Source organism: Paenibacillus sp. FSL R7-0272, assembly GCF_037969905.1.
GTDB lineage: Bacteria > Bacillota > Bacilli > Paenibacillales > Paenibacillaceae > Paenibacillus > Paenibacillus polysaccharolyticus.
The window spans coordinates 4328397-4348799 of sequence record NZ_CP150221.1 but is presented as its reverse complement, the minus strand read 5'-3'; the positions used below and the strand labels follow the sequence as shown (position 1 = coordinate 4348799).

Genomic DNA, 20403 nt, shown 5'->3' with positions numbered 1-20403 from the left:
ACGGTATCAAAATTGTAATGATTCCCGTAATGACGGCAAAACTATCGAATAATCAAGAGGCATCCCGTAACTTGGGGTGCTTTTTTGTTATGTTCATCAAAATATTAACTTTTTCACACTGACGTTGTAAAAAGCTTGTAACTTTTAGTGGAGAGCAGTCGTTTATAATTCAGTGTAGCATGGAACAGATTTCTAGATTTAGGGCGCATGAAGGAAATGCGCGGCATAACAAGAGAGGATGAGCGTGATTGCTGGCATGAAAAAGTTATTTTCAAGGAAAAGAACTGCCAAGAGCCAATCGGGTGATGAACGCGAACAGGAACAACCTAAGCTGGAGAAAAGGGCTGCATCGGAAGAACCTTCGTACATAACGGAGCCCGAGCCTCTAAGCGCGGAAGCGCTCACGTCAGATGAGGTATCTGCTATGGAGGAGTCAGCAACGGCTATAGCCATAGAGGAAAAACCGCAGAAGACCAAAGCGAAGCCGAGAAAGGAACTGTTGCCTCCGTATGATGGACCCGTGTTGGAGGTACGCAACGTTCATCGTAGTTTTCAGACAGGCAGTCGTATCATTCATGTGCTCAAAGGCATTGATATGGAAGTAAAGCCGCAGCAGCTTGTTATGCTGAAAGGACGGTCTGGCTCAGGTAAAACAACATTGCTGAACATGCTTGGCGGACTTGACCAGCCTTCCAGTGGAGAGATTCTATTCTCCGGACAGCCTCTTCAGGATTGGGGAGATCAACGGCGAACCGCTTTGCGGCGCAGAGAGATTGGATTTATTTTTCAAGCGTATGCACTCATGCCTTTATTATCTGCTTGGGAAAATGTAGAGCTGTCGCTCCGTATGGCGGATGTACCGCGGTCGGAATGGAAAGACAGAGTAGGTCACTGTCTGGATCTAGTTGGACTGAGCAAACGTGTCAAGCACCGGCCTTTTGAGATGTCCGGGGGGGAACAGCAGCGGGTGGCCATCGCTAAAGCGATTGCACACAGGCCTCGGTTGCTGCTTGCGGATGAACCAACGGCGGAGCTGGATTCCAAAATGGGTGCACAGGTTATGGCTGTGTTCCGCAATATCATTGAAGTAGAACAAGTAACGATATGTATGACTACACACGATCCTACAATTTTGGAGGTTGCGGACCATGTTTATGAAATGGCGGACGGCAGATTTCTCACGTAAAGGTGCCGTTCCGAAGAGGGGGAAACGCACAGCGCTTATTGTACTTGGTGCAATACTCGCTGCAACGATGTCAGGCTGTTCATTGCTACCATCTGAGTCGGAGGAAGAGGTGCTCCCACCAATAACACCGCCAACGATCTCCAAAAAACCGGAATATGAAGTCCGTACGGAGACGCTGGAGAAAAAGGTGAGCGGTAGTGGCAAGATGATGAGTCAGCGTGAAGAAAAAGTATATTTTACGCTGGATGGCATGCACATTAAGGAATTGAATGTAAAAACGGGGGATAAAGTGAAGAAAGGACAGGTTCTCGCTGTCCTCGACGTAACAAGTGTGGAGAAGGAAATTCGCGGCAAGCGGCTTCAGATTCGCAAATCGGAAGTACAGATGAAGGAAACGCTGCGCAAGAAGGACGAGATGGACCCGGTGGAGTTTGAAGAAGCGACCATTGCTTTTGAAGAACTTCGTCAGGAGCTTGCTGATCTGGAAGAAAAGCTGGGACAATCCACGTTGACGGCTCCATTTGGAGGTACCGTGATTGCGGTTCAAGTGGAGAAGGGAGCATCGGTCAAAGCATATGATCCTATTGCGACCATTGCAGATACGTCCAACCTAGTTGTGGCGGCTACGTTTGCCAAGGAGGATCTGGAGAAATTTACGTCTGGCATGAAGGCTGAAGTTGACATCAACGGTGCTGGCAAAGTGGCCGGCAAGATCAAAGCCATGCCTACGGCTGATGCTTCAAGTAACAATAATGGCAATGGATCAGGTCAGGGCCAAGGAGGCACACCTCCGGCGAAGGAAACGCTGGATCAATATGTCCTTGTTACCCTGGCGAAGATGCCTAAAAATGTAGAACGCGGTACGCCTTTAACGGTTTCGATTGTAACCCAGCGCACCGAGAACGCGATTGTCATTCCTGTATCTGCTTTGCGCTCCATCGGTTCCAGAACCTACGTACAGGTGATCGAGAATGATGGAAGCAAGCGTGAAGTGGACGTTGAGGTTGGACAGCAGACATCAACCGATGTCGAGATTCTGAAAGGTCTGACGGTTGGTCAGAAAGTTGTGGGACGCTAATGGGGCTGCCATTGCTTCGGCTGCTGTTCCGCAAAATGTGGAACACACGCTGGATGACTTTCAGCACATTAATCGGCTTGATTGTGGCGGTAGCGTTCACCGTCAGTATTCCAATGTATGCCGATGGTGCGTTGAAACGGGTTGTCGCGCAGACGCTGCAGGATAACAGTGAAGGTTTACCAGCAGGATCGCTGTTGATGAGTTACCAAGCACCCGGGGGTGCAAAGACCGATACCAGAGGACTGGATGAGGTGAATCGCTACATTCGCGAGGATGTTCCTCGCGACGTTGGGTTTCCCTTTCATACGTATGTGAATTCGAGATCCATTCGCAGTACAGAAGTCAGTCCTGAAGATCCAACGAAAGTGGATGCAAGCCGCGTACGGAGTATGACACTGGGTACGATGAGTGGACTGGATGATCAGGTGAATTACTCCGCGGGTGTCAAACCTGGGAATCAGGTCAAGGACGACATCGTTGAAGCTGTGATGCTGGAAGAAGGGATGTACCGGAATGATCTTCATGTGGGGGATATTCTGGAATACCCGATCTACAGCGGTCTAAATATTACGTTGCGTGTGAAAATTACGGGTTCCTTCAAGGCCGACAATCCGAATAGTCCGTATTGGGTTCAAGGCTTCGACGGTATGATGAATGGACTTTATGTGAATGAATCGGTTTTTAACGACGTATTACTCAAAGAAAAGGGTATTCCACTACAGAATTCACGCTGGTACTATGCATTTGATCTTAAAGAGGTTCAAACCAGCCAGTTATCTGGCCTCAGCTCTGTGCTGGAACGGCTGGATATTGATCTCTATCAGCGGCTGAAAGATACCAAGGTTGATATTACCTTCGGCGATTTGCTCAAACAATTCCGTAGCCAGAGTCTGCAGCTACAGACGATGCTGTTTACACTTGCTGCACCGATGATTGCGATGGTCTTTTATTTCATCGCAATGAATGCCAGACAATCCCTGCAAAAGCAGGAAAGTGACATCGCTGTGCTACGTAGCCGTGGAGCCTCGGCTCGTCAGATCTTCTCGCTCTATCTGCTTGAAGGCATTTTCCTGGGCGCGATTGCACTGGTTGTTGGGCCGCTACTCGGATGGTTCATGGCGAAGAGTATCGGCTCGGCAAGTGGGTTTTTATCCTTTGTAGATCGGAAATCCATTCCAATTGGTGTCTCCAAAGAAGCGATTCTGCTTGGCGTGGCAGCGGTACTGGTTGCTATCATTGCATCACTGATTCCGGCAATTACGTACGCACGAGCAACGATTGTATCCGCTAAAAGGCGCCAGGCACGTACCGATCGTGCGCCGCTGTGGCAACGATGGTTCCTCGATGTGGGGCTGCTCGGTCTAGCGGGATACGGATACTATCTGTTTTATGAACGTCAGATGCTGACGTTCCAGACGGGGATGACGACAGATCAGTTACAGGTGCAGCCGTTTCTGTTCTTTGTACCTGCACTAGCGATCTTTGCGCTTGGCCTGTTTTTCCTGCGTTTGTTCCCATGGATTTTGAAACTGATACAGTTGATCGGACGCAAGTTATTGCCAGTTCCAATGTATCTGACGTTGACACAGTTATCCCGTTCATCTTCATCCTATTATCCGCTCATGATTCTATTAGTGCTGACGCTCGGCCTTGGGGTGTATAACTCGGCCGCAGCGCGAACCATTGATTTGAATTCAACAGAACGTACGCTTTACCGTTATGGCTCGGATGTTATTATGCAAACGGTATGGGAAGGAACCCCCGAGGTGAAGCCAGGAGGTTCTGGACAGGGCGGCGGATCAGGAGGCGGGCAGCAAGGTGGAGGCAACGGAGGGGCCGGTGGTGGCGCTGGTGGAGGAAATGGCGGTGGTGGAGCTCCAGGAGGTGGAGGTGGCGGCGGTTCATCGCAACCAACCAAAATCATATACTCCGAACCCCCATTTGAAGTGTTCCGCCAATTAAACGGTGTGGAGCATGCTGCACGGGTACTGCAAACGAAGGGCAACATTATTGTCTCGGGTAAATCCGGCGGACAAGGGATGCTCGTCGGTATCGATAATGTAGACTTTGCCAAAGTAGCTTGGTTCCGTAACGATCTATTCCCTGCACATCCTTACAAATATCTTGATTTGCTTGGTAAATATGAAGGGGCTGTACTGATCTCTTCGAAATTTGCTGACAAGTTCAAGCTCAAAACGGGAGACATGGTCTCCATGGGGATACAAGGTCAAGCGATAGAATTTGTAGTTTTTGGCATTATTCCATACTGGCCTTCACAATACCCGGATCAGATGCCATTCTTCGTGGCTAATCTGGATTATATTTATGATCAGGTTCCGCTAATGCCCTACGAGGTATGGTTAAAAATGAAACCGGATGCCAAGGTAGCTCCATTAATGGAGAAACTCGCGGCAGAAGGCATTGAGCTATCCTCTGTCCGTGATGTACGGACTGAACTGGTTACTCAGGGAAAACATCCATCCAGGGGCGGGGTATTCGGCATTCTGAGTCTGGGATTCCTTGTATCGGTAATCATTTCGTTAATCGGTTACGTGCTCTATTGGTTCTTCAACCTCTCGGGACGAGTGGTACAGTTTGGTGTCCTGCGGGCTATGGGTCTATCCAGAGCACAGCTTAGCGGTATGTTATTGCTGGAGCAGGTGTTCACAGCTGGGCTTTCGATCTTGCTGGGGATTAGTATCGGTCAGGTTTCAAGCAGGCTCTTCTTGCCATTCTTGCAAACGACCGATAACGTGTCTGCGCAGGTGCCGCCATTCCGCATCGTCTTTGAACAGCAGGATATGCTGCAACTGTACGGCGTAACCGTAGTCATGCTGATTATCGGAGCATCGATGTTGCTCTGGCAGATTCGCAGGCTCAGAGTTCATCAGGCGGTCAAAATGGGAGAGGAGAGGTAAACGTGATCCAATGCGAAGGACTTGTCAAAATTTTTAAATCCAGCGATGTGGAAGTCGTTGCCCTTCAAGGTCTCAATCTGACCGTCAATCAAGGCGAAATGATGGCGATCATTGGCAACAGCGGTAGTGGTAAATCAACGCTGCTTAACATCCTCGGCGGCCTGGATCGCCCTACCGCTGGCACGGCGGTGGTTGGGGACTGGGATCTGCTTAAAATGACGGATGCTCAACTCGTGGAATACAAACGTCACACGGTTGGATTCATCTGGCAAAATAACGGTCGTAATCTGCTGCCCTATCTCACCGCACTGGAAAATGTGGAAACACCGATGATTTTGGGTGGCAAACGTGATCGTAAGTACGCTATGCAGTTACTTGAATGGGTTGGTCTGAAGGATCGTATGCATAACAAACTGCATCAACTGTCGGGCGGGGAGCAACAGCGTGTAGCGATTGCGATCTCCTTGTCCAATCGGCCGAAAATTTTGCTGGCGGATGAGCCTACAGGTTCCGTCGATTCCGAGACGTGTGATACAATCATGAACATTTTTCGCAAAATGAATAAGGAACTTGGCGTCACCATTGTCATTGTTACCCATGACTTGACGCTTGCTGGCAAGGTTGATCGGATCGTTGCGATTCGGGATGGCCTGACCAGTACTGAATTTGTGAAACGCAATCCGAATCTGGATGACGATCAGGGGCTGTCTGAAGCAGGCGCGCCTGACGTTCATGAAGCTTTTGTCATTATTGATCGTGCGGGGCGGCTTCAGGTGCCAAAAGAGTATCTGGAAGCCTTGTCCATTGATAGCCGAGCCACATTGGAGTTTGACGGTGAACGTATTGTTATTACACCGCCAAGATAATTTAAGAGGGGGAACTGGGAGATGAAAAACAGGTTGTGGGGAAAACGTGTGCTGGCCATCATGGCAACAGCAACACTGGCATTGCCACTTATCGCAGGATGTACAGCGAGTGAGAATACAGATAATGAACAGCGTGTGCTGCGTGTAGCGACACTCTGGGGAGGACAGGATGACAGCTATTTCCGTCAGCAATTTACGGATGCTTTCGAACTCACACACAAAAATGTCACGGTAGAAATCGTGCCTGCGGTTGATCAGGGCAGTATGTATGGCTTTGGGAATTCCGAACAAGCAAACGAAATGCCAGATACCATGGAGAGTTTGAAGAAAATTATGACAGGAGATAATCCGGTGGATGTCGTTGTAGCAGATACGGCTACGATCAAGTCGTTGATTCAGGAGAACATGGTTAAGCAACTTGATCCGTTAATGCAGGAAGACAAATTTGACACCAGCGACATTGTGCCAAGTGTGCTTGAAGGGATCAAAGATCTGGGTGACCAGAACATTTATGCGCTGACACCAACCTTCTCTTCTTCTGCTCTGTTTTATAACAAGGGAATGTTTGAAAAAGCGGGTGTTGAACCACCAACGGACAACATGACGTGGGACGATATCTTTAATCTGGCGACTCGCCTTACTAAAGGCGAAGGTAAAGATCATGTCTTCGGAATGTCGTTCAGCACGTATAACGGCGGCTCTCCGTACTACTCTATGCAACAGTATTATAATTCGCTGCAGTTGAAAGTCTTTGACGACAAGGCAGAAAAGATGACCGTAGATTCTCCGCAATGGGAGAAAGTGTGGAGTACGGTCAGCAAGCTGGCGATTGATAAAGTCATCCCGAAAGGTGACGAGCCACAAGATCAGCAAACAGAAGGACGCTACAATCCTGTTCAGGGCGACTTGTTCCTTAGTGGCAAAACAGCAATGGCGATCGGGGATTACAATTACATCAATCAATTAATTGATGCGAATAAAAATGCAGATAAAATGAAAGATTTTACGAAAATAGATTGGGATGTAGTTACACCTCCCGTTCATCCAGAAGCTCCTGAGGTCGGAGGTAACATCTATCTTAGCAGTTTGATGGCAATCAACAGCTCCGCTCAGAACCCGGATGATGCCTGGGAACTGATCAAGTATATGAATAGCGAGGATTGGGCTAAGATCAAGGCACGTAGCAGCTATGAATTGGTATCCCGGAAAAGCTTCATTAAACCAAAAGACGGCCTTGATTACAATATTCAGGCGTTCTATACGTTGAAGCCGGTGCCGCCAACCAACACGAATCTGGATAAAATGTATCAGAAAATGCCTGGACTGTGGCAGGTAAGTGACAAAGGTATGGAGTACTTTAATCAAGTGTTAGAAAATAAAAAGACACCAAAAGAAGCACTGGGTGAATGGGCAGCCAAAGGGAATGAGATGCTTGCGAAGTTGAAAAAAGATCCTAAAGCAACATTCCAATAAGTTATGCACCAGTAACATCCAAGTAATCTTCGTCTATTACAAAAAATAATGGCCGCTGGAGATTTTATCATCTCTGGCGGCTATTTTTACGAATTTGGGGTATTCTACAATTAACAGCAGTATATGAACCCTTTGGAAAGGACGAGCAGGATGAAATGGATATATTTCAGCAAGCTGTATGCAACGAAATTTCAAGCAGGTTGCCTAGCAAAAAGACTGGAGCAGGATGGCTGGATTTACGGGCACAATGAGCCTGAAGAAGTTGAAGTGTATCGTTCACGTAAAGGTCGGTATGGTGTGCGATTTATTCCCTGAGATTACCCCTTGACTTATGATGGAGTAATGGTGTATATTAATTAAGTCGCTGTTTATTAATTTTAACGACGCGGGGTGGAGCAGCCCGGTAGCTCGTCGGGCTCATAACCCGAAGGCCGCAGGTTCAAATCCTGCCCCCGCAATATAGCTTTACTGGATGGTTTACAGCGATCATCTGCACTGTTATATATTATTTGTTCAGGGCCCTTAGCTCAGTTGGTTAGAGCGGTCGGCTCATAACCGATTGGTCACAGGTTCGAGTCCTGTAGGGCCCATATTTTAGAACCCTTGCGATGCAAGGGTTTTTTTCTATTTTCATAGACGGGAACGACGTATAGTTTAGCTAAGGAATAAAAACGGTACAATTCTACCTTTTTATCGGGTTCTATACGACTTTTTTTCAATGACGGGATGGATGTCCATGCCAGATGATCATTCTCGCATATACTATCTCAATTCCACCTATAGGAGGTAGATTTCATGACTCAGTTAATTGATGCAAGAACCTCGCAAAATGCGAGTTTGGCTAACTCCATCGCTATCCCGATTCTCGTTATTAACACTCCCCAGTTGTTTGGACAGATTGGTTTGGTGACAACAGCAGGTATCGGAGCGAACCCGCGGGTTCAATTCAAAGGCACCGTAACTGTGCAGGTTCCTTTGGCACTTGTCGGTATAACCATTACGATAGTTCGTGGGACTGTCTCAACTGATCCGGTCATTTACTCTGCAACATCCACATTTAGCTTGAGCGTTCTGGCACCACAGGTTATTACATTCTCTGCGGACGATTACAACCCACCAATTACACCACAATTAACGTACACTGCATTTGTCAGCAGTAACTTGCTGGGTACTGTTCGAGTAGGTCCTGAGAACTTTGACGGTGTCTTGTACTCTGACTAATGGTTACTCTTTTGTTAGAAACATAAATGCGAGTCCAAACTGTTTTTGATTTGCTACGAAGTTTATAGATATTCATTTTATAGGCGCTGTGCCTGTTTCCATAAGGAGCAGGCTTTTTTTGTAGAGAGGGTAGAAAGGAATGACGCTCTGTATTCGGGGAAGAATAAATAGAGTATAGAAAGTAAAATAAGAAGGATATGATATAATTGTTTTTCTTCATAGAATTAAATGACTTGGTCCTAATAAATAGATAGAAAGCGAGTTTGATATAAGTGATGATGAAGAACGAAGGCCGGTATGTCCGGTTTAGTGAAGCGCCGGTTTGGGATTGGCAGAGAGCTTATTATGAACAGATGGGATTGGAAGCTTGGGAGAATCACCAGGTGCCACAGTATATTACGAGCAATCCATTCATTGCAACAGCCTATGCTGAAATGATTTTCAGCTTTTTACAGGATCTGATGCTCAAAGGTGAACAGCATGAGATGGTTACCATCGTTGAACTTGGTGCAGGAGCAGGAAGACTGGCTCACCAGGTGCTCAACAAGCTGTGTGCTTTGAAGGAAATTGCGGTTATGGAGCTACCGCCTTTCCGTTATGTGATGACAGACCTAGCTATGGAGAATGTGATTGCCTGGAAAGAGCATCCTTCGATGCAAACATACATAGAGCAGGGAGTACTGGATTTTGCACGTTTTGATGCAGTGCACGATACAGCGTTGAATCTGGTTATGTCCGAAAAAACAATAAGGCAAGGGGATCTACAACAACCGCTGCTACTCATTGCCAATTACTTCTTCGATAGCATTCCGCAGGACTTGATTTACATTGGGGAGGGGCAAGTATTTGAGTGTGATCTACTTGTAGAACTTCCACAGCATGTAGCAGAACAGAACCCTGCCGAGATCCTGGGAAATATGACACTGAAATATAACTATCGTCCCGCACCCGAGTATATGGAAGAGACCTACCCATACGCCGAGCTGATCTCGCTGTACCGTGCTGAGCTAGAAGATTCGCATATTCTGCTTCCCTCCACAGGACTAGGATGCCTCGAACGATTAAGCAAGCTTTCCCGGTCAGGTTATGTGTTAATTACGGCGGATAAAGGGGATCATCGGCTGGATTACTGGAAATATGCAGAGCCGCCTGAATTTGCGTTTCATGGCAGTTTCTCGCTCTCAGCTAATTATCATGCGATAAAGGTTGTAATGGAACAGCAGGGTGCTTCTACGTATTTTACGGCACATCATTATAAGGATCTGAACGTTGGCATGATTTTAATGCTGGATGATTCAATCAGCTACGCGAATACAAGGCTGGCTTATCATCGCTTTGTTGAACGCTTTGGTCCAGACGATTTCTTTAGTCTAAAAGAATGGGCAGATTTTAAAGTGGAACAGATGGATCTTAGACAACTTCTGGCTTTCTGGCGATTGGGCGGGTACGATGCCGAGTTTCTGATGGTTGCGTGCTCTCGGTTCAAAGATCTTTTGGCGGATGCGAGCGATGAGGAGATGTTTGACCTTCACTCTGGCATCAGACGGATGTGGTCCTCCTATTATCCAATGGACCATCGGAATCAGGTTGCTTTCGTATCAGGGCAGTTATTATTGGAGATGTTTATGTATGAAGAGGCTAAAACGTTCCTGGAGGAATTGCTGACTGGTGACCCTGACGCACTGAATGCTGAATCTGATGCGCAACAGATAACGGTGTTGTATGATTTGGCTGTATGTTGTTATGAGTTGGAACTGGAACAGGAGGCACTTGTCTACGCTCGCCGTGTAATTCAAATAGATCCGAACCATGAAGAGGCGGCGGCACTTCTGGACGGCTGGGAATGAACCCCATTTCACAACCAGCTATATTAGTTGAATTCAAGTGAAACCATTATCCATTTTTTTACGTATTCCTAAAAGGAATTAATTCCAAGTTTAAGTAATGATTAGAGGGGAGAGAGCAATGAAAAAAGGCCTATCCTTAGTGTTTTATCCGTTTTTATGGATTCTGGGGGCATTTAGTATTCTTGGTGGAAATAGCACCAGTATGACTGATCTCGTATTACTTAAGAAAGATATAGAACGAGACTCTAGTTATGATGGACAAGCCATTTTTGATCAAATCGAAGGAATTAAAGGTTAGTTACATAAGACGATTCGGACTATAGGCCAAGTCGTACCTGAACCGATGAGGTGATTCTGCTTTTGTTCTAGATTCAACGTACAGGCCCGACAGAAAAGCCCTTATCATTGAAGATGATACACTCCCAAGGATTGGGCCATGAGACTTGGACATTCGCCCGGTCACTGGAGGGAAATACGCATATGTTATGGCATACCTTGAAATTCAAAGGAGGCCAATCAAATGAGTCATGTTGGATACGGTTGTGGCAATGTTGGTGGATTTGGCGGAGCGTGGACTTCGACTAGCGCAATTCTCGTTCTCTTCATTTTGCTCGTCATCATCACCAAATCTTTCTGGCTGTAAGATAACGATCAGACGCGCGTGCATCAGCTCCACCAAGACTTTGGTGGGGCTTTGCTCTTGTTTTACAGTCCAATATGACATGAATGACATTTGACAACTGAAAACAATGTGCTTAAAATCACATAAGGAGACTACTAACAGAGATTGAAGGGATTGCAATGCCGTTTATACGATTCAAAGGATTTACGGGTTCTAAGCTGGAGGAAGTTGTGCCTCAAATTACCGAACAAATGGCCTTAATTACTCATATTCCGCAGGAACGAATGAAAGCAGAGCGTCATGATGTACAAGCCTTAACACCATCCCCGGCGTCGATAGAGATTTTGATGTTTCAGCGTGATCAGGAGATACATGATCGAATTGCAGCGTCTATGCAGTCTATTCTAGAGAAGGCTGAACTGCCGGATGTGCATATTTTTTTCAATATATTATCCCCTAATTTGTATTATAAGAAAGGCAAGCCGCTAACAGATTACCGATTGGATTAGACAGCGGGTGAGATGTGAGAAGTTCAGGATCCATTTCGGAAAAAAAAACGAATAAGCTGCTCGAAAGAGAAGCAGCCTGGTACCCCTAAGACGAGCAGTTTTGACCATGCTCGTCTTTTTTATTTATGCAAGGGGCGTCTGATGTCCAGACTTATCGAAGTATTGGAGCGTTTATGAGTTAAGTGATGAACGGTCACGGTAAGAGCGAGTGCAACGAGTGAAAGGGCCACAGCCGCCCAAAGAACCTGTGCTCGCCCTAAATATAGGATCGCGATGATCGTCATGACGAGTCCAATACCAGCTACCGTATAATTTGAAAATGAGAGCAGGCTGCTTGCCTTACCTATATCTTCGCTACTCATCAGTCTTGACTGGAGTTTCTTCAGAACCAATGCTTCCCAGCAGTTGATTATAGCGAGAAGTGCAGCCCCCAGAAACATAACGGCAATATGTAATCTCAGGTAGGGAAGAGAGGACGCGATGCCGATGAGCAACAATGTTTTGGTCACAGGAATACCGATCAGGAGTCTTGAAAATATACAGTGTTTCATCAACTTATGGAATGTGAATTTTGCTACCGCATAAGCTAGCAAGTAAACGCACAGGAGTAGCAGTGCATATCCAATCGATTCCGTTTGTTTGTAGATTAGGCAGGTCAAGGTTGTGATTGAGATCACTTGTATAAGTGAGAGCAGTGTTCTGGCCGCCCAGAACGGATAAAATGCGATGTTCATACCAATGTGTCCTTTCTGCAACGATACATCTATATCATTTATCTTACGGCGCACACTGTAGTAACACCACAAACAAAGTTATCATATTCCCGTCAGTGCATACGAAAAACCAGCTGCGCAGGAGGCAACTGGTCTTTTTACAAATGTATTGTTGTATTACGCCATAGCAAGAGTAAAAGCAGTAAGCAACATAAACAGACTAGACATTCGCACCATAGTCATGTAAGATTTGCTGGGTTCCGTCTCACCTTGCGCAATCCAGCCATAACGAAGATACCAGCCAAATTTGGGGAAACACAGATTGATGATACACAACACCATAAATATAAAAAAGAGAGTTTTCATCGTCGATCTTCCTTCCTCGTCGGGCTATTAACGGCCCCGCCTTTAAGGTCTGCGCCTGGAAAAAATGTAGACAATCAACGCCGGACGATGATGAATAAACTTTATCTATGTGTTTTTGAGTGTAGGCAAGTTATTGTAAATGGATAAAGATTGATATGATTAAGAACTATTACCCAAGAACTACATTGTTTGAATAACTGTGGTACAATAAAATAGATTGTTTAATATCAACACATACCATCTGGAGTTAAGGATGTGAGATGGGGGAGACACAGGCATGAGTTTATATAATCAACTTCCCTTGCAATGGGAATTTATTATCTCGAAATTAAAATCCTCCGTTACCGTAGTTGACGCTACCTCGCCTGAGCTTCCGCTCATGTATGTTAACGAACATTTTACCCGTCTGACCGGATATACGCACGATGAGTCGATCGGGCGGAATTGCCGATTTCTACAGGGTACAGATACAGATCCCGAAACCGTTTCAAGCATTCGGGAAGCAATAAGTAAAAAACAATCCATTAAGGTTGAAATTTTAAACTATACCAAAAGTGGTCAGAAATTCTGGAATGAGCTGAACATCGATCCCATTTTCAATGAATCTGGTGAGTGTACTTATTTTGTTGGTATTCAATATGACATCACTGAACGGAAATATGCGGAGCAGCAGCTGAAGACGGCAGCTTCTATGGCTGAGAAAACAAGCAGAGGGCAGCTGGAATTCATCGGCAAGTTGAATCATGAGCTTCGTACACCGTTAAACGGCATCATGGGCATGATCGAACTTGCGGGAATGGGCAAGGTTACCGAAGAGCAAAAAGAATATCTGGATCTGGCACGTCAATCCGGAGAGGCACTCCTGAACATCGTAAACAACAGTCTGGATATGGCGAAACTTGGTAGAGGCAAAATGGGAGTGGAGCATATTGAATTCCAGCCATTGAAGCTGATTCAGCAAATCGTGAAGACACATGAGCTGGCGGCCATGAATAAACAAATTCGTTTAGTTTGCCATGCTGATCTGAATGTTCCTGATGTGCTTTGGGGCGATCCACTGCGATTAAGGCAGGTATTGGATAATTTGCTGAGCAATGCCATCAAGTTTACGGAGCAAGGGGAAGTGCAGCTTCTCGTGGATGTCAAGCAGCAATCGCATGAGATGACCACGTTGGCTTTCTCTGTACGGGATACAGGGATCGGCATTCCGTCTCATCAGATGGACCAACTGTTTGATGCCTTTACGCAATCGGATATTTCACATGCAAGAAGGTTCGGAGGCAGTGGGCTTGGATTAACAATCTGCAAAGAACTATTAGAATTAATGAACGGTAGTATTACTGTAGATAGTGCTGAAGGAAAAGGAACAGAGTTTCAGGTGACAGTGCCTTTTCTAAGTACACAGAGTATTTTTAACGCAGGATAAGATGCAGTGAGCGGCCGGATGGATCCGGCTGTTTTTTTTATGTTGAATTTTGTTGTGGAATAGATTGTTTTACGAACTGGCGTTCTGTTATAATGCTATGGATGTTAGTGTTACATGGGGGAGGCGCATCATGAGTAAGAGACGTAGCAGAAGAAGCAAGAGAGGAAGCCGGGGATTCAAAAGTAAAATACTGACCTTAGTCGGCATGGTTGTGATTGCTCTATATGCCTTGGCAGGAGGAGAGTGGCCGCTGGATATTCCTTCTCCGTTCAAAACAACCGACAAGAGTGTAGATCATACGATTACTTTTCCGGCAGAGCGGTATCCCGAAACAGCAAACCATATCCGAAAGGCGATTCAAGCGGGGCATTCCGATGTCTGTACAATTGACCGGAAAGGTGCTGAAGGAAACAGGGAACTGTCACTGAAAGGTGTACCGGTCAAAAAAGGCAAGGATCGGGATGAGTGGCCTATGGCGATGTGTGCGGAGGGTGGTAAAGATGCAGATATCCAGTACATTACGCCAAAAGATAATCGCGGTGCAGGCTCATGGGTAGGCAATCAACTAAGTACATATCCGGATGGTACGCGTGTTAAATTTGTAGTGAAGTAATCCGCATCATTAGTTACCATAAGAAAAACCAGACGTTGGAGGCGTCTGGTTTTTAAATATAAGTTGGCTGTAGTAGAAACACCGAGCTTCTCACCTACAGTGTATCTTTATCTATTAGTGTCTGTCTAAGTTCTCTGTAAGGAAAGCAATGAATTGAATGTGCTTGCGCACAAGTGCCTAAACGAGTTGCATCGTGCCCAGATGGTGAGAGCGAAGGGTTAACAGGCGAGTGACTTGTTCGACTTCATCAAACGGAATCCACACATTTCCCTGTACAGTTCGTAAGGAGAGAATAGAGCTGTCTGCTGAGCGCTCTGGAAAACCGGTTACGGTCTGTCCGCTTGTATTCCGAACCATAATCTGTTGATTGCGCCGAATGGCAATTTCTACCTCTTTTTTCATAAGTCATTGCTCCTGATTTATAAGATGTTCATCGATATGTCGATATTTTCAATGGTTAATTTGTCTTCTTTATCTAGTCTATCAGAACTAGGTATAGATTTCCAGTAGAGAAATGATTAAGCTGATGTAGGTGAATTGACTTAGCAAGTGAAGATACGTTACTAAACATAAACTACAGGGTTATATAAGGTATCAGGAAGAGGAGGGGAACCACATGACGAAACTGTTTGTTGGGCTTGCTCGTTCGGAGCACGAAGCAATTATTATGTTGAATGCCTTAAAGAAGGAAGGCATCCAAGATCAATATTTGGGGGCTGTAGGCAAGGAACAGCTGGATTTGGAGAAGATCAGTGAGAGGACAGGGTTACCCAAACCACTAAAAGGTGCTGGAACGGACGGAGCGTTTGGAGCGTTGAAGGGTATATTAGCAGGGCTCGGAAAACGAATGGATCAGACCGCATCCATCGGGAAGGCAGTGCGAAGATTAGCGGGCAATGAGATCGGCAGTGAGACGGATGATCTGGTCCTAACGCTGACAGAAGCAGGCATTCCGGAAGTTGACGCACGTCATTACGAGGACTGGCTATTGCAAGGTCATATGCTAATTTTTGTAGAGTGTAGTGAGGAGCAGGTGGAGCGTGTGAAGCCTATTTTACTTTTTTAGTTTAATTTAATGCTGATTTTAGGTTCCTTTAATGTTGGAGAGGTATTCTTATCTCACACCTCCCTTAATATAGATGGTTTACCGGAAGTCCGGGACCGCAACTCGGACTTTCTAGGCACTGTGAGCTGGCGCTTGCAGTGCCTGTTTCATTTTTTTAGGAAAAAGGGTTGCATTATTAATTTATTCATGGTAAGATATTTCTTGTCGCCAAGAAAATATTACATACGCCGGGGTGGCGGAATTGGCAGACGCACAGGACTTAAAATCCTGCGGTAGGTGACTACCGTACCGGTTCGATCCCGGTCCTCGGCATACTTAGAACAAGGGTTTCAGCTCGTTAGAGCTGAGACCCTTGTTTCTTTTTAAGATGGTTTGCTAACGGTGCCTCTTTTTTGTGTAGATTCGAGGTTTCCGATACACTGAGAATGATGCTTGAACCGACTTCACGACTAATAGTTCTATCTTATGCTTTTCGTTCGAGAATTCAGTTGGGTTCCATTCTCAGATATCACTCTTTCCTATTTGGGTCAAGTGGAACGTGGGGAGCGAGGCGCGACCATTGATACACTAGACAAGATAGCCACTTCTTTAGATATCAAGAATATGGAATGTCTTAAATGGGCAGAATCAGCTTATGAGTATTATAAGGATTATCTATCTGACAAGACAGGTAGCTATGACTTTTGGCGGCAACTGGTTGTTAGCTACAGGAAAATGAGTGGTATTGAAGCATAGTTTAATCCTTGAACTATAATCTTAAAATTCATACGAAAATCAGACGATTAACATCTTAAAAGATGACCCGAGGATCGATACGTTAAAATATAATAGTAATGTAGTGGTTATTTTAAAGAATGCGCCTAGTCAAGGCGCATTTTTTTTGTTTAAAGAAATACATTCTTTAGAAGGGGGCGATTAAATAATCAATTCTCGAAAGGATATAAGCTTTAATTAGTTAGGGAATTAGATTGGGGAAAGACGGAAATGGTAATAAAAATTTTTACTACCTCAAACGGAATAACTATCAAGAAGTGAATAAAAAAATATAACTAGATAATAATTTTAGTATATATCCTGATAATAAAAGTTTGACTTTTGAGAGGAAGGAGGGCAAAATGTGGATAAGGAGGAGTTTAATATGGCTAGAACAATTTCTCATGATAATCTAATGTTTGTAAAACTTTTTTCAGCAGGGTTACTATTAAATTCAGCAAAGGCAAAAGTCGAACTTTATATGAAAAAGCAAGAGAGTTTTATGAAACAGGCAATTGAAGACGAGTACTCTTATGAGATGCTTCAGGCATACTACCTGGAGGAAGGTGAAGAATTACTTAGATTCTCAGAAGAGTCACAAATTACAGCTGAGGAAGCCGAAAAAGAATTTTACGCTTCGTTAGGGGAACTAGATGACAAAGAAAATTAAACGAGGCGACATTTACATCGCTGATTTAGAACCCGTCCGTGGGACTGAGAAAGGAAAACAACGGCGGGTTCTTATTGTGTCTAATGATATTGGTAATGATTTAGGAACTACAGTTATTGCACTTCCTATAACAGGTGAGGTTACGGAGAAAAGGAAACGTATGCCTATGTTTGTGGAATTGATCCCAAATGATCATAATGGGCAAACTAAAACAGCTTTGATAGATTGTGGACAAATCAGGGTGCTGAGTAAGAAAGAACGAATATCTGATTACAAGGGTTATGTTGAAGAAGCTATTATGAAAAAAGTGGATGTAGCACTGGAAACATCACTAGCTTTAAAAAGATGTCACTCATGCGATTACGTTCTAATGCCCAATAAAAAGCACTGTGTAAATAAAGAGTGTAGGATCGCCTTGGTGGAAGTTTGTTCTAATTGTTCTTGTGAAGTTGATGTGCGATTTAACTTTTGTCCTAACTGCGGGACTCAGAGGGGGGATCGTTGATGGATAATTTATTCACTGAAAAGTTGTTGAATCATATTTCTAACACTTTACCTACTATCTCTGATTCCGTAAATGAGATTTCGAGCTATATTCAAAACAATAAAAAAGTGGATGTAGAACTTATTACTAGTCTTTATAACTTATCCGCAGGATTAAAAGTTGAAGATTTAAGAGATTCAAATATAGCCATAACTAGGGATAAGAATACTATATTGCTATATGAGGATTACCTTAGTGGGGTTGAAATAATTCTACGAGGTGTTTCCAAGTTAGTCTCTATTTTACGTTACCAAAATGGGTTGGAGGCACCGGAAGGAGTCGAAAGCTTCACTGGAGATGAAGAAAAATTAAGGATTCAAACTGAATCTGCTGTAGACGATTTATATAATGGATCAAAGAAGGTTGTATCTGTTATAGATCGAGCAGTTGAATAATTATATTAAACACCCTTAATGGGTGCTTTTCTTTTTCAAATCTTTTTTAGTTGTTTTGAAAAACTAAACTGAGCATAAAATAATATTATTAAAATTGATTGAATTGCAAACGAAAAACAACTATCAGTAAACTAATCAACAAAAATTGTTGACTCATTTTACTCGTCATGTTAATATCAGTCTTGTAGAAAACTTAATAGTAGGAAGGAGGGTATCCAATGTTGACTCAGTTTGGGGTGTTTTGCCGAAAATTGAGAATAGATAATGGAGAATTGCTTAAGAACATGGCCGACAAACTAGAGGTGACCTCATCTTATTTGTCAGCTGTCGAAACAGGCAAACGAAATGTCCCTCATGACTGGATTGAAAAAATATCAAACATTTATCAGCTAAATGCTGAATCAGCCCAAGTTCTCAAATTTGCAATCGAGAACTCACAACAATCAGTTAAGATTGATTTGAAAAACACTAGTAACCAAGAAAAAAATTTGGTTATGGCGTTCGCAAGAGAGTTTAAGGAACTCAACGAAGATGACAAGTCAAAAATTTTGAGTATTCTTCGTAAAAACAATGGTGGGGAGGTGTAATATTGAGTGAATACGAAGCATCCCCATTATCACGCGTCGACATTCGAGAAATAGCTAATTTTTTCCGTCAACAATGTAAATTAATCGACGCGAAATTTTTTCCTGTTGTTGAATTTTTGGAATTTGTTATGCCGCAATTAGATCCTCACTTCGTGTGGGAATCTATTTCAAGATTCGAGATGGGCTCTAAACATGGGTTAGCTTATCCCGATGACAAGCTCATTAAGATTCGGGAAGATGTCTATGAAGGAGCGGTAAAGGGAAACGGACGCGATCGATTTACTATTGCTCATGAAATTGGGCATTACTTTCTTCATAAAAAAGAAAGAGTATCGTTCGCAAGAACTATGGGACTAGCAGAGAAATTGCCTGCTTTCAGAAATCCCGAGTGGCAAGCCGATGCTTTTGCAGGAGAACTGCTTGCCCCTCCCCACATTATTAAAGATATGACCGTTTTTGAAGTAGTACGCTTTTGTGGAATATCGCAACAAGCAGCACGTAAACAATTAAAATCGTGTGGAAATTAATATCAAGGGAGTGATGCTGGAATGTTATTGGGAAGAAAAAACCGCCGGCCTTGTAGAGGGCCCACGGTTCTTTAGAATCTGTGTGTTTATAGTGAACTATCACTACATAATTAAATATTGGCGTATTTATAATGTATCACTATGAACTCCCTCTTGCAAGGTAAAAAACCTTGAGAGGAAATGATAATTATGATGATTTGTACACCATTCATTACACTGAGAAACGGAAAAAGACTTTATGCGCATGAGAAGGGTAAAGAGGCGTTTTGTTTTGATGTCTCAGAAGAGAAGCATAAAGAGTATTTGAAACGGAAAGAGAAGACAAATCAAAAAAATACAGCTACAACAAAATAGAAGAACTACCCTAGAGATTGATTGACTATGACTTTATGTGATGGGAAGTCATAGTCACAATCTTTTTTGTTTATACTTCCATTAACAACTATAATTAAAGAAAAGGTGGCTGTTTATTTTGCTAAATGATATTGCTGAAGCGTATAAAAATAAATCCTCTTTGTTTGTGTTTTCAATTGTTTTATTAATACTGGGTGCAGTAACTATGATCTGGTTCCAAGAATTAACGTTAGCTTCTTTTTCTGATCTTATGGAAAAATTTGAAACTCAGAAAAATTCAATGCTGTTTACACCTGTGCTTAACATTTTTTCAGGGTTTGGATTATTGGCAGCTGGAGTTTTATGGATTATTGCGGTGTTTGATAATCGACAAGCTCAGTACCGGTATTCTTATTTCGATGAAGAAGATGGTTTCAAATCAAAATTGGTATATGCTTTGACCGGTATTGTATTGATCTGTCTTTCATGTATCTTTTTTAACTATTTATTCACTAAAGTTGGAGTTTTAATTGCTTTGTTAATTGTAGTAGGTTTAATTATATATAGTTCAGGAACTAAAAAATAGTTTTATCCGAAAAGTTCTACTAGTTTCATATACTAGTGGAACTTATTTATTGAAAAAATGAATGTGAATGGAAGGTTGTTTTAAAGCCGGGATATAAATCGATG

23 protein-coding genes and 3 tRNA genes are annotated in these 20403 nt (G+C 43.7%); 23 read left to right on the top strand and 3 right to left on the bottom strand.

Going from position 1 to position 20403, the window contains the following annotated elements; translation table 11 throughout:
- The first annotated feature begins 238 nt into the window (after positions 1-238).
- The 13 genes from MKY23_RS19345 (at position 239) to MKY23_RS19285 (ending at position 11720) form a co-directional block, all read left to right on the top strand.
- Positions 239-1186 (top strand): ATP-binding cassette domain-containing protein, encoded by a 948-nt coding sequence (locus tag MKY23_RS19345; protein WP_261764453.1) that lies wholly within the window; start codon positions 239-241, stop codon positions 1184-1186.
- Positions 1149-2264: an efflux RND transporter periplasmic adaptor subunit gene (locus tag MKY23_RS19340; RefSeq protein ID WP_339831499.1), complete on the top strand. Its 1116-nt coding sequence runs from the start codon at positions 1149-1151 to the stop codon at positions 2262-2264. The genes MKY23_RS19345 and MKY23_RS19340 overlap by 38 nt, the downstream gene beginning before the upstream one ends.
- Positions 2264-5182, top strand: coding sequence for an FtsX-like permease family protein (locus tag MKY23_RS19335; RefSeq protein WP_339831497.1), 2919 nt, complete (start codon positions 2264-2266; stop codon positions 5180-5182). The genes MKY23_RS19340 and MKY23_RS19335 overlap by 1 nt, the downstream gene beginning before the upstream one ends.
- 2 nt (positions 5183-5184) lie before the next feature.
- Positions 5185-6048: an ABC transporter ATP-binding protein gene (locus MKY23_RS19330; RefSeq protein ID WP_090923725.1), complete on the top strand. Its 864-nt coding sequence runs from the start codon at positions 5185-5187 to the stop codon at positions 6046-6048.
- Between the two features lie 21 nt (positions 6049-6069).
- Positions 6070-7521 (top strand): extracellular solute-binding protein, encoded by a 1452-nt coding sequence (locus MKY23_RS19325; protein ID WP_090923724.1) that lies wholly within the window; start codon positions 6070-6072, stop codon positions 7519-7521.
- Between the two features lie 150 nt (positions 7522-7671).
- On the top strand, positions 7672-7836 hold the full coding sequence (locus MKY23_RS19320; protein WP_167375813.1) for a hypothetical protein: 165 nt from the start codon (positions 7672-7674) through the stop codon (positions 7834-7836).
- 69 nt (positions 7837-7905) lie between these two features.
- Positions 7906-7979 (top strand) — tRNA-Met (locus MKY23_RS19315).
- Between the two features lie 58 nt (positions 7980-8037).
- Positions 8038-8111, top strand: a tRNA-Ile gene (locus tag MKY23_RS19310).
- A gap of 205 nt (positions 8112-8316) precedes the next feature.
- Entirely contained in the window at positions 8317-8742 is a 426-nt protein-coding gene (locus MKY23_RS19305; protein ID WP_253492660.1) for a hypothetical protein, read from the top strand.
- A gap of 275 nt (positions 8743-9017) precedes the next feature.
- On the top strand, positions 9018-10589 hold the full coding sequence (locus MKY23_RS19300; protein WP_339831489.1) for an SAM-dependent methyltransferase: 1572 nt from the start codon (positions 9018-9020) through the stop codon (positions 10587-10589).
- 118 nt (positions 10590-10707) lie between these two features.
- On the top strand, positions 10708-10887 hold the full coding sequence (locus MKY23_RS19295; RefSeq protein ID WP_154983177.1) for a hypothetical protein: 180 nt from the start codon (positions 10708-10710) through the stop codon (positions 10885-10887).
- 222 nt (positions 10888-11109) lie between these two features.
- On the top strand, positions 11110-11232 hold the full coding sequence (locus MKY23_RS19290) for a sporulation protein YjcZ (RefSeq protein WP_090923721.1): 123 nt from the start codon (positions 11110-11112) through the stop codon (positions 11230-11232).
- A gap of 158 nt (positions 11233-11390) precedes the next feature.
- Entirely contained in the window at positions 11391-11720 is a 330-nt protein-coding gene (locus MKY23_RS19285; RefSeq protein ID WP_339831486.1) for a DUF1904 family protein, read from the top strand.
- A 119-nt stretch (positions 11721-11839) separates the two neighbouring features.
- Here MKY23_RS19285 and MKY23_RS19280 read toward each other — a convergent pair whose 3' ends face one another.
- Positions 11840-12508, bottom strand: a complete 669-nt coding sequence (locus MKY23_RS19280) for a hypothetical protein (RefSeq protein WP_339831484.1) — start codon at positions 12506-12508, stop codon at positions 11840-11842.
- A 102-nt stretch (positions 12509-12610) separates the two neighbouring features.
- Complete coding sequence (locus MKY23_RS19275; protein ID WP_154957743.1) at positions 12611-12799, bottom strand: DUF6199 family natural product biosynthesis protein; 189 nt, start codon at positions 12797-12799, stop codon at positions 12611-12613.
- A 277-nt stretch (positions 12800-13076) separates the two neighbouring features.
- Between MKY23_RS19275 and MKY23_RS19270 the strand changes: the two genes are divergently transcribed.
- Both MKY23_RS19270 and MKY23_RS19265 read left to right on the top strand, forming a co-directional pair.
- Positions 13077-14225: an ATP-binding protein gene (locus tag MKY23_RS19270; RefSeq protein WP_154983176.1), complete on the top strand. Its 1149-nt coding sequence runs from the start codon at positions 13077-13079 to the stop codon at positions 14223-14225.
- Between the two features lie 130 nt (positions 14226-14355).
- Entirely contained in the window at positions 14356-14838 is a 483-nt protein-coding gene (locus MKY23_RS19265; RefSeq protein WP_090923716.1) for a NucA/NucB deoxyribonuclease domain-containing protein, read from the top strand.
- Positions 14839-15015: 177 nt separating this feature from the next.
- Here MKY23_RS19265 and MKY23_RS19260 read toward each other — a convergent pair whose 3' ends face one another.
- The gene (locus MKY23_RS19260) at positions 15016-15240 is read right to left on the bottom strand and encodes a hypothetical protein (protein ID WP_145331980.1); all 225 of its coding nucleotides are present in this window, start codon (positions 15238-15240) and stop codon (positions 15016-15018) included.
- A 214-nt stretch (positions 15241-15454) separates the two neighbouring features.
- Between MKY23_RS19260 and MKY23_RS19255 the strand changes: the two genes are divergently transcribed.
- The 8 genes from MKY23_RS19255 (at position 15455) to MKY23_RS19220 (ending at position 20299) form a co-directional block, all read left to right on the top strand.
- On the top strand, positions 15455-15904 hold the full coding sequence (locus MKY23_RS19255; RefSeq protein WP_154983175.1) for a general stress protein: 450 nt from the start codon (positions 15455-15457) through the stop codon (positions 15902-15904).
- A gap of 226 nt (positions 15905-16130) precedes the next feature.
- A tRNA-Leu gene (locus MKY23_RS19250) sits at positions 16131-16216 on the top strand.
- Between the two features lie 826 nt (positions 16217-17042).
- A complete protein-coding gene (locus MKY23_RS19245; RefSeq protein WP_154983174.1) occupies positions 17043-17327 on the top strand; it encodes a hypothetical protein in 285 nt (94 codons plus the stop codon).
- Positions 17311-17832 (top strand): type II toxin-antitoxin system PemK/MazF family toxin, encoded by a 522-nt coding sequence (locus MKY23_RS19240; RefSeq protein ID WP_154983173.1) that lies wholly within the window; start codon positions 17311-17313, stop codon positions 17830-17832. Before MKY23_RS19245 ends, MKY23_RS19240 begins: the two co-directional genes overlap by 17 nt.
- Positions 17832-18266, top strand: coding sequence for a hypothetical protein (locus MKY23_RS19235; protein WP_154983172.1), 435 nt, complete (start codon positions 17832-17834; stop codon positions 18264-18266). Before MKY23_RS19240 ends, MKY23_RS19235 begins: the two co-directional genes overlap by 1 nt.
- 218 nt (positions 18267-18484) lie before the next feature.
- Positions 18485-18853: a helix-turn-helix transcriptional regulator gene (locus tag MKY23_RS19230; protein ID WP_154983171.1), complete on the top strand. Its 369-nt coding sequence runs from the start codon at positions 18485-18487 to the stop codon at positions 18851-18853.
- Positions 18854-18855: 2 nt separating this feature from the next.
- Positions 18856-19380: an ImmA/IrrE family metallo-endopeptidase gene (locus MKY23_RS19225; RefSeq protein ID WP_222591814.1), complete on the top strand. Its 525-nt coding sequence runs from the start codon at positions 18856-18858 to the stop codon at positions 19378-19380.
- 472 nt (positions 19381-19852) lie between these two features.
- Complete coding sequence (locus MKY23_RS19220; protein ID WP_154983170.1) at positions 19853-20299, top strand: hypothetical protein; 447 nt, start codon at positions 19853-19855, stop codon at positions 20297-20299.
- Positions 20300-20403: the final 104 nt, after the last annotated feature.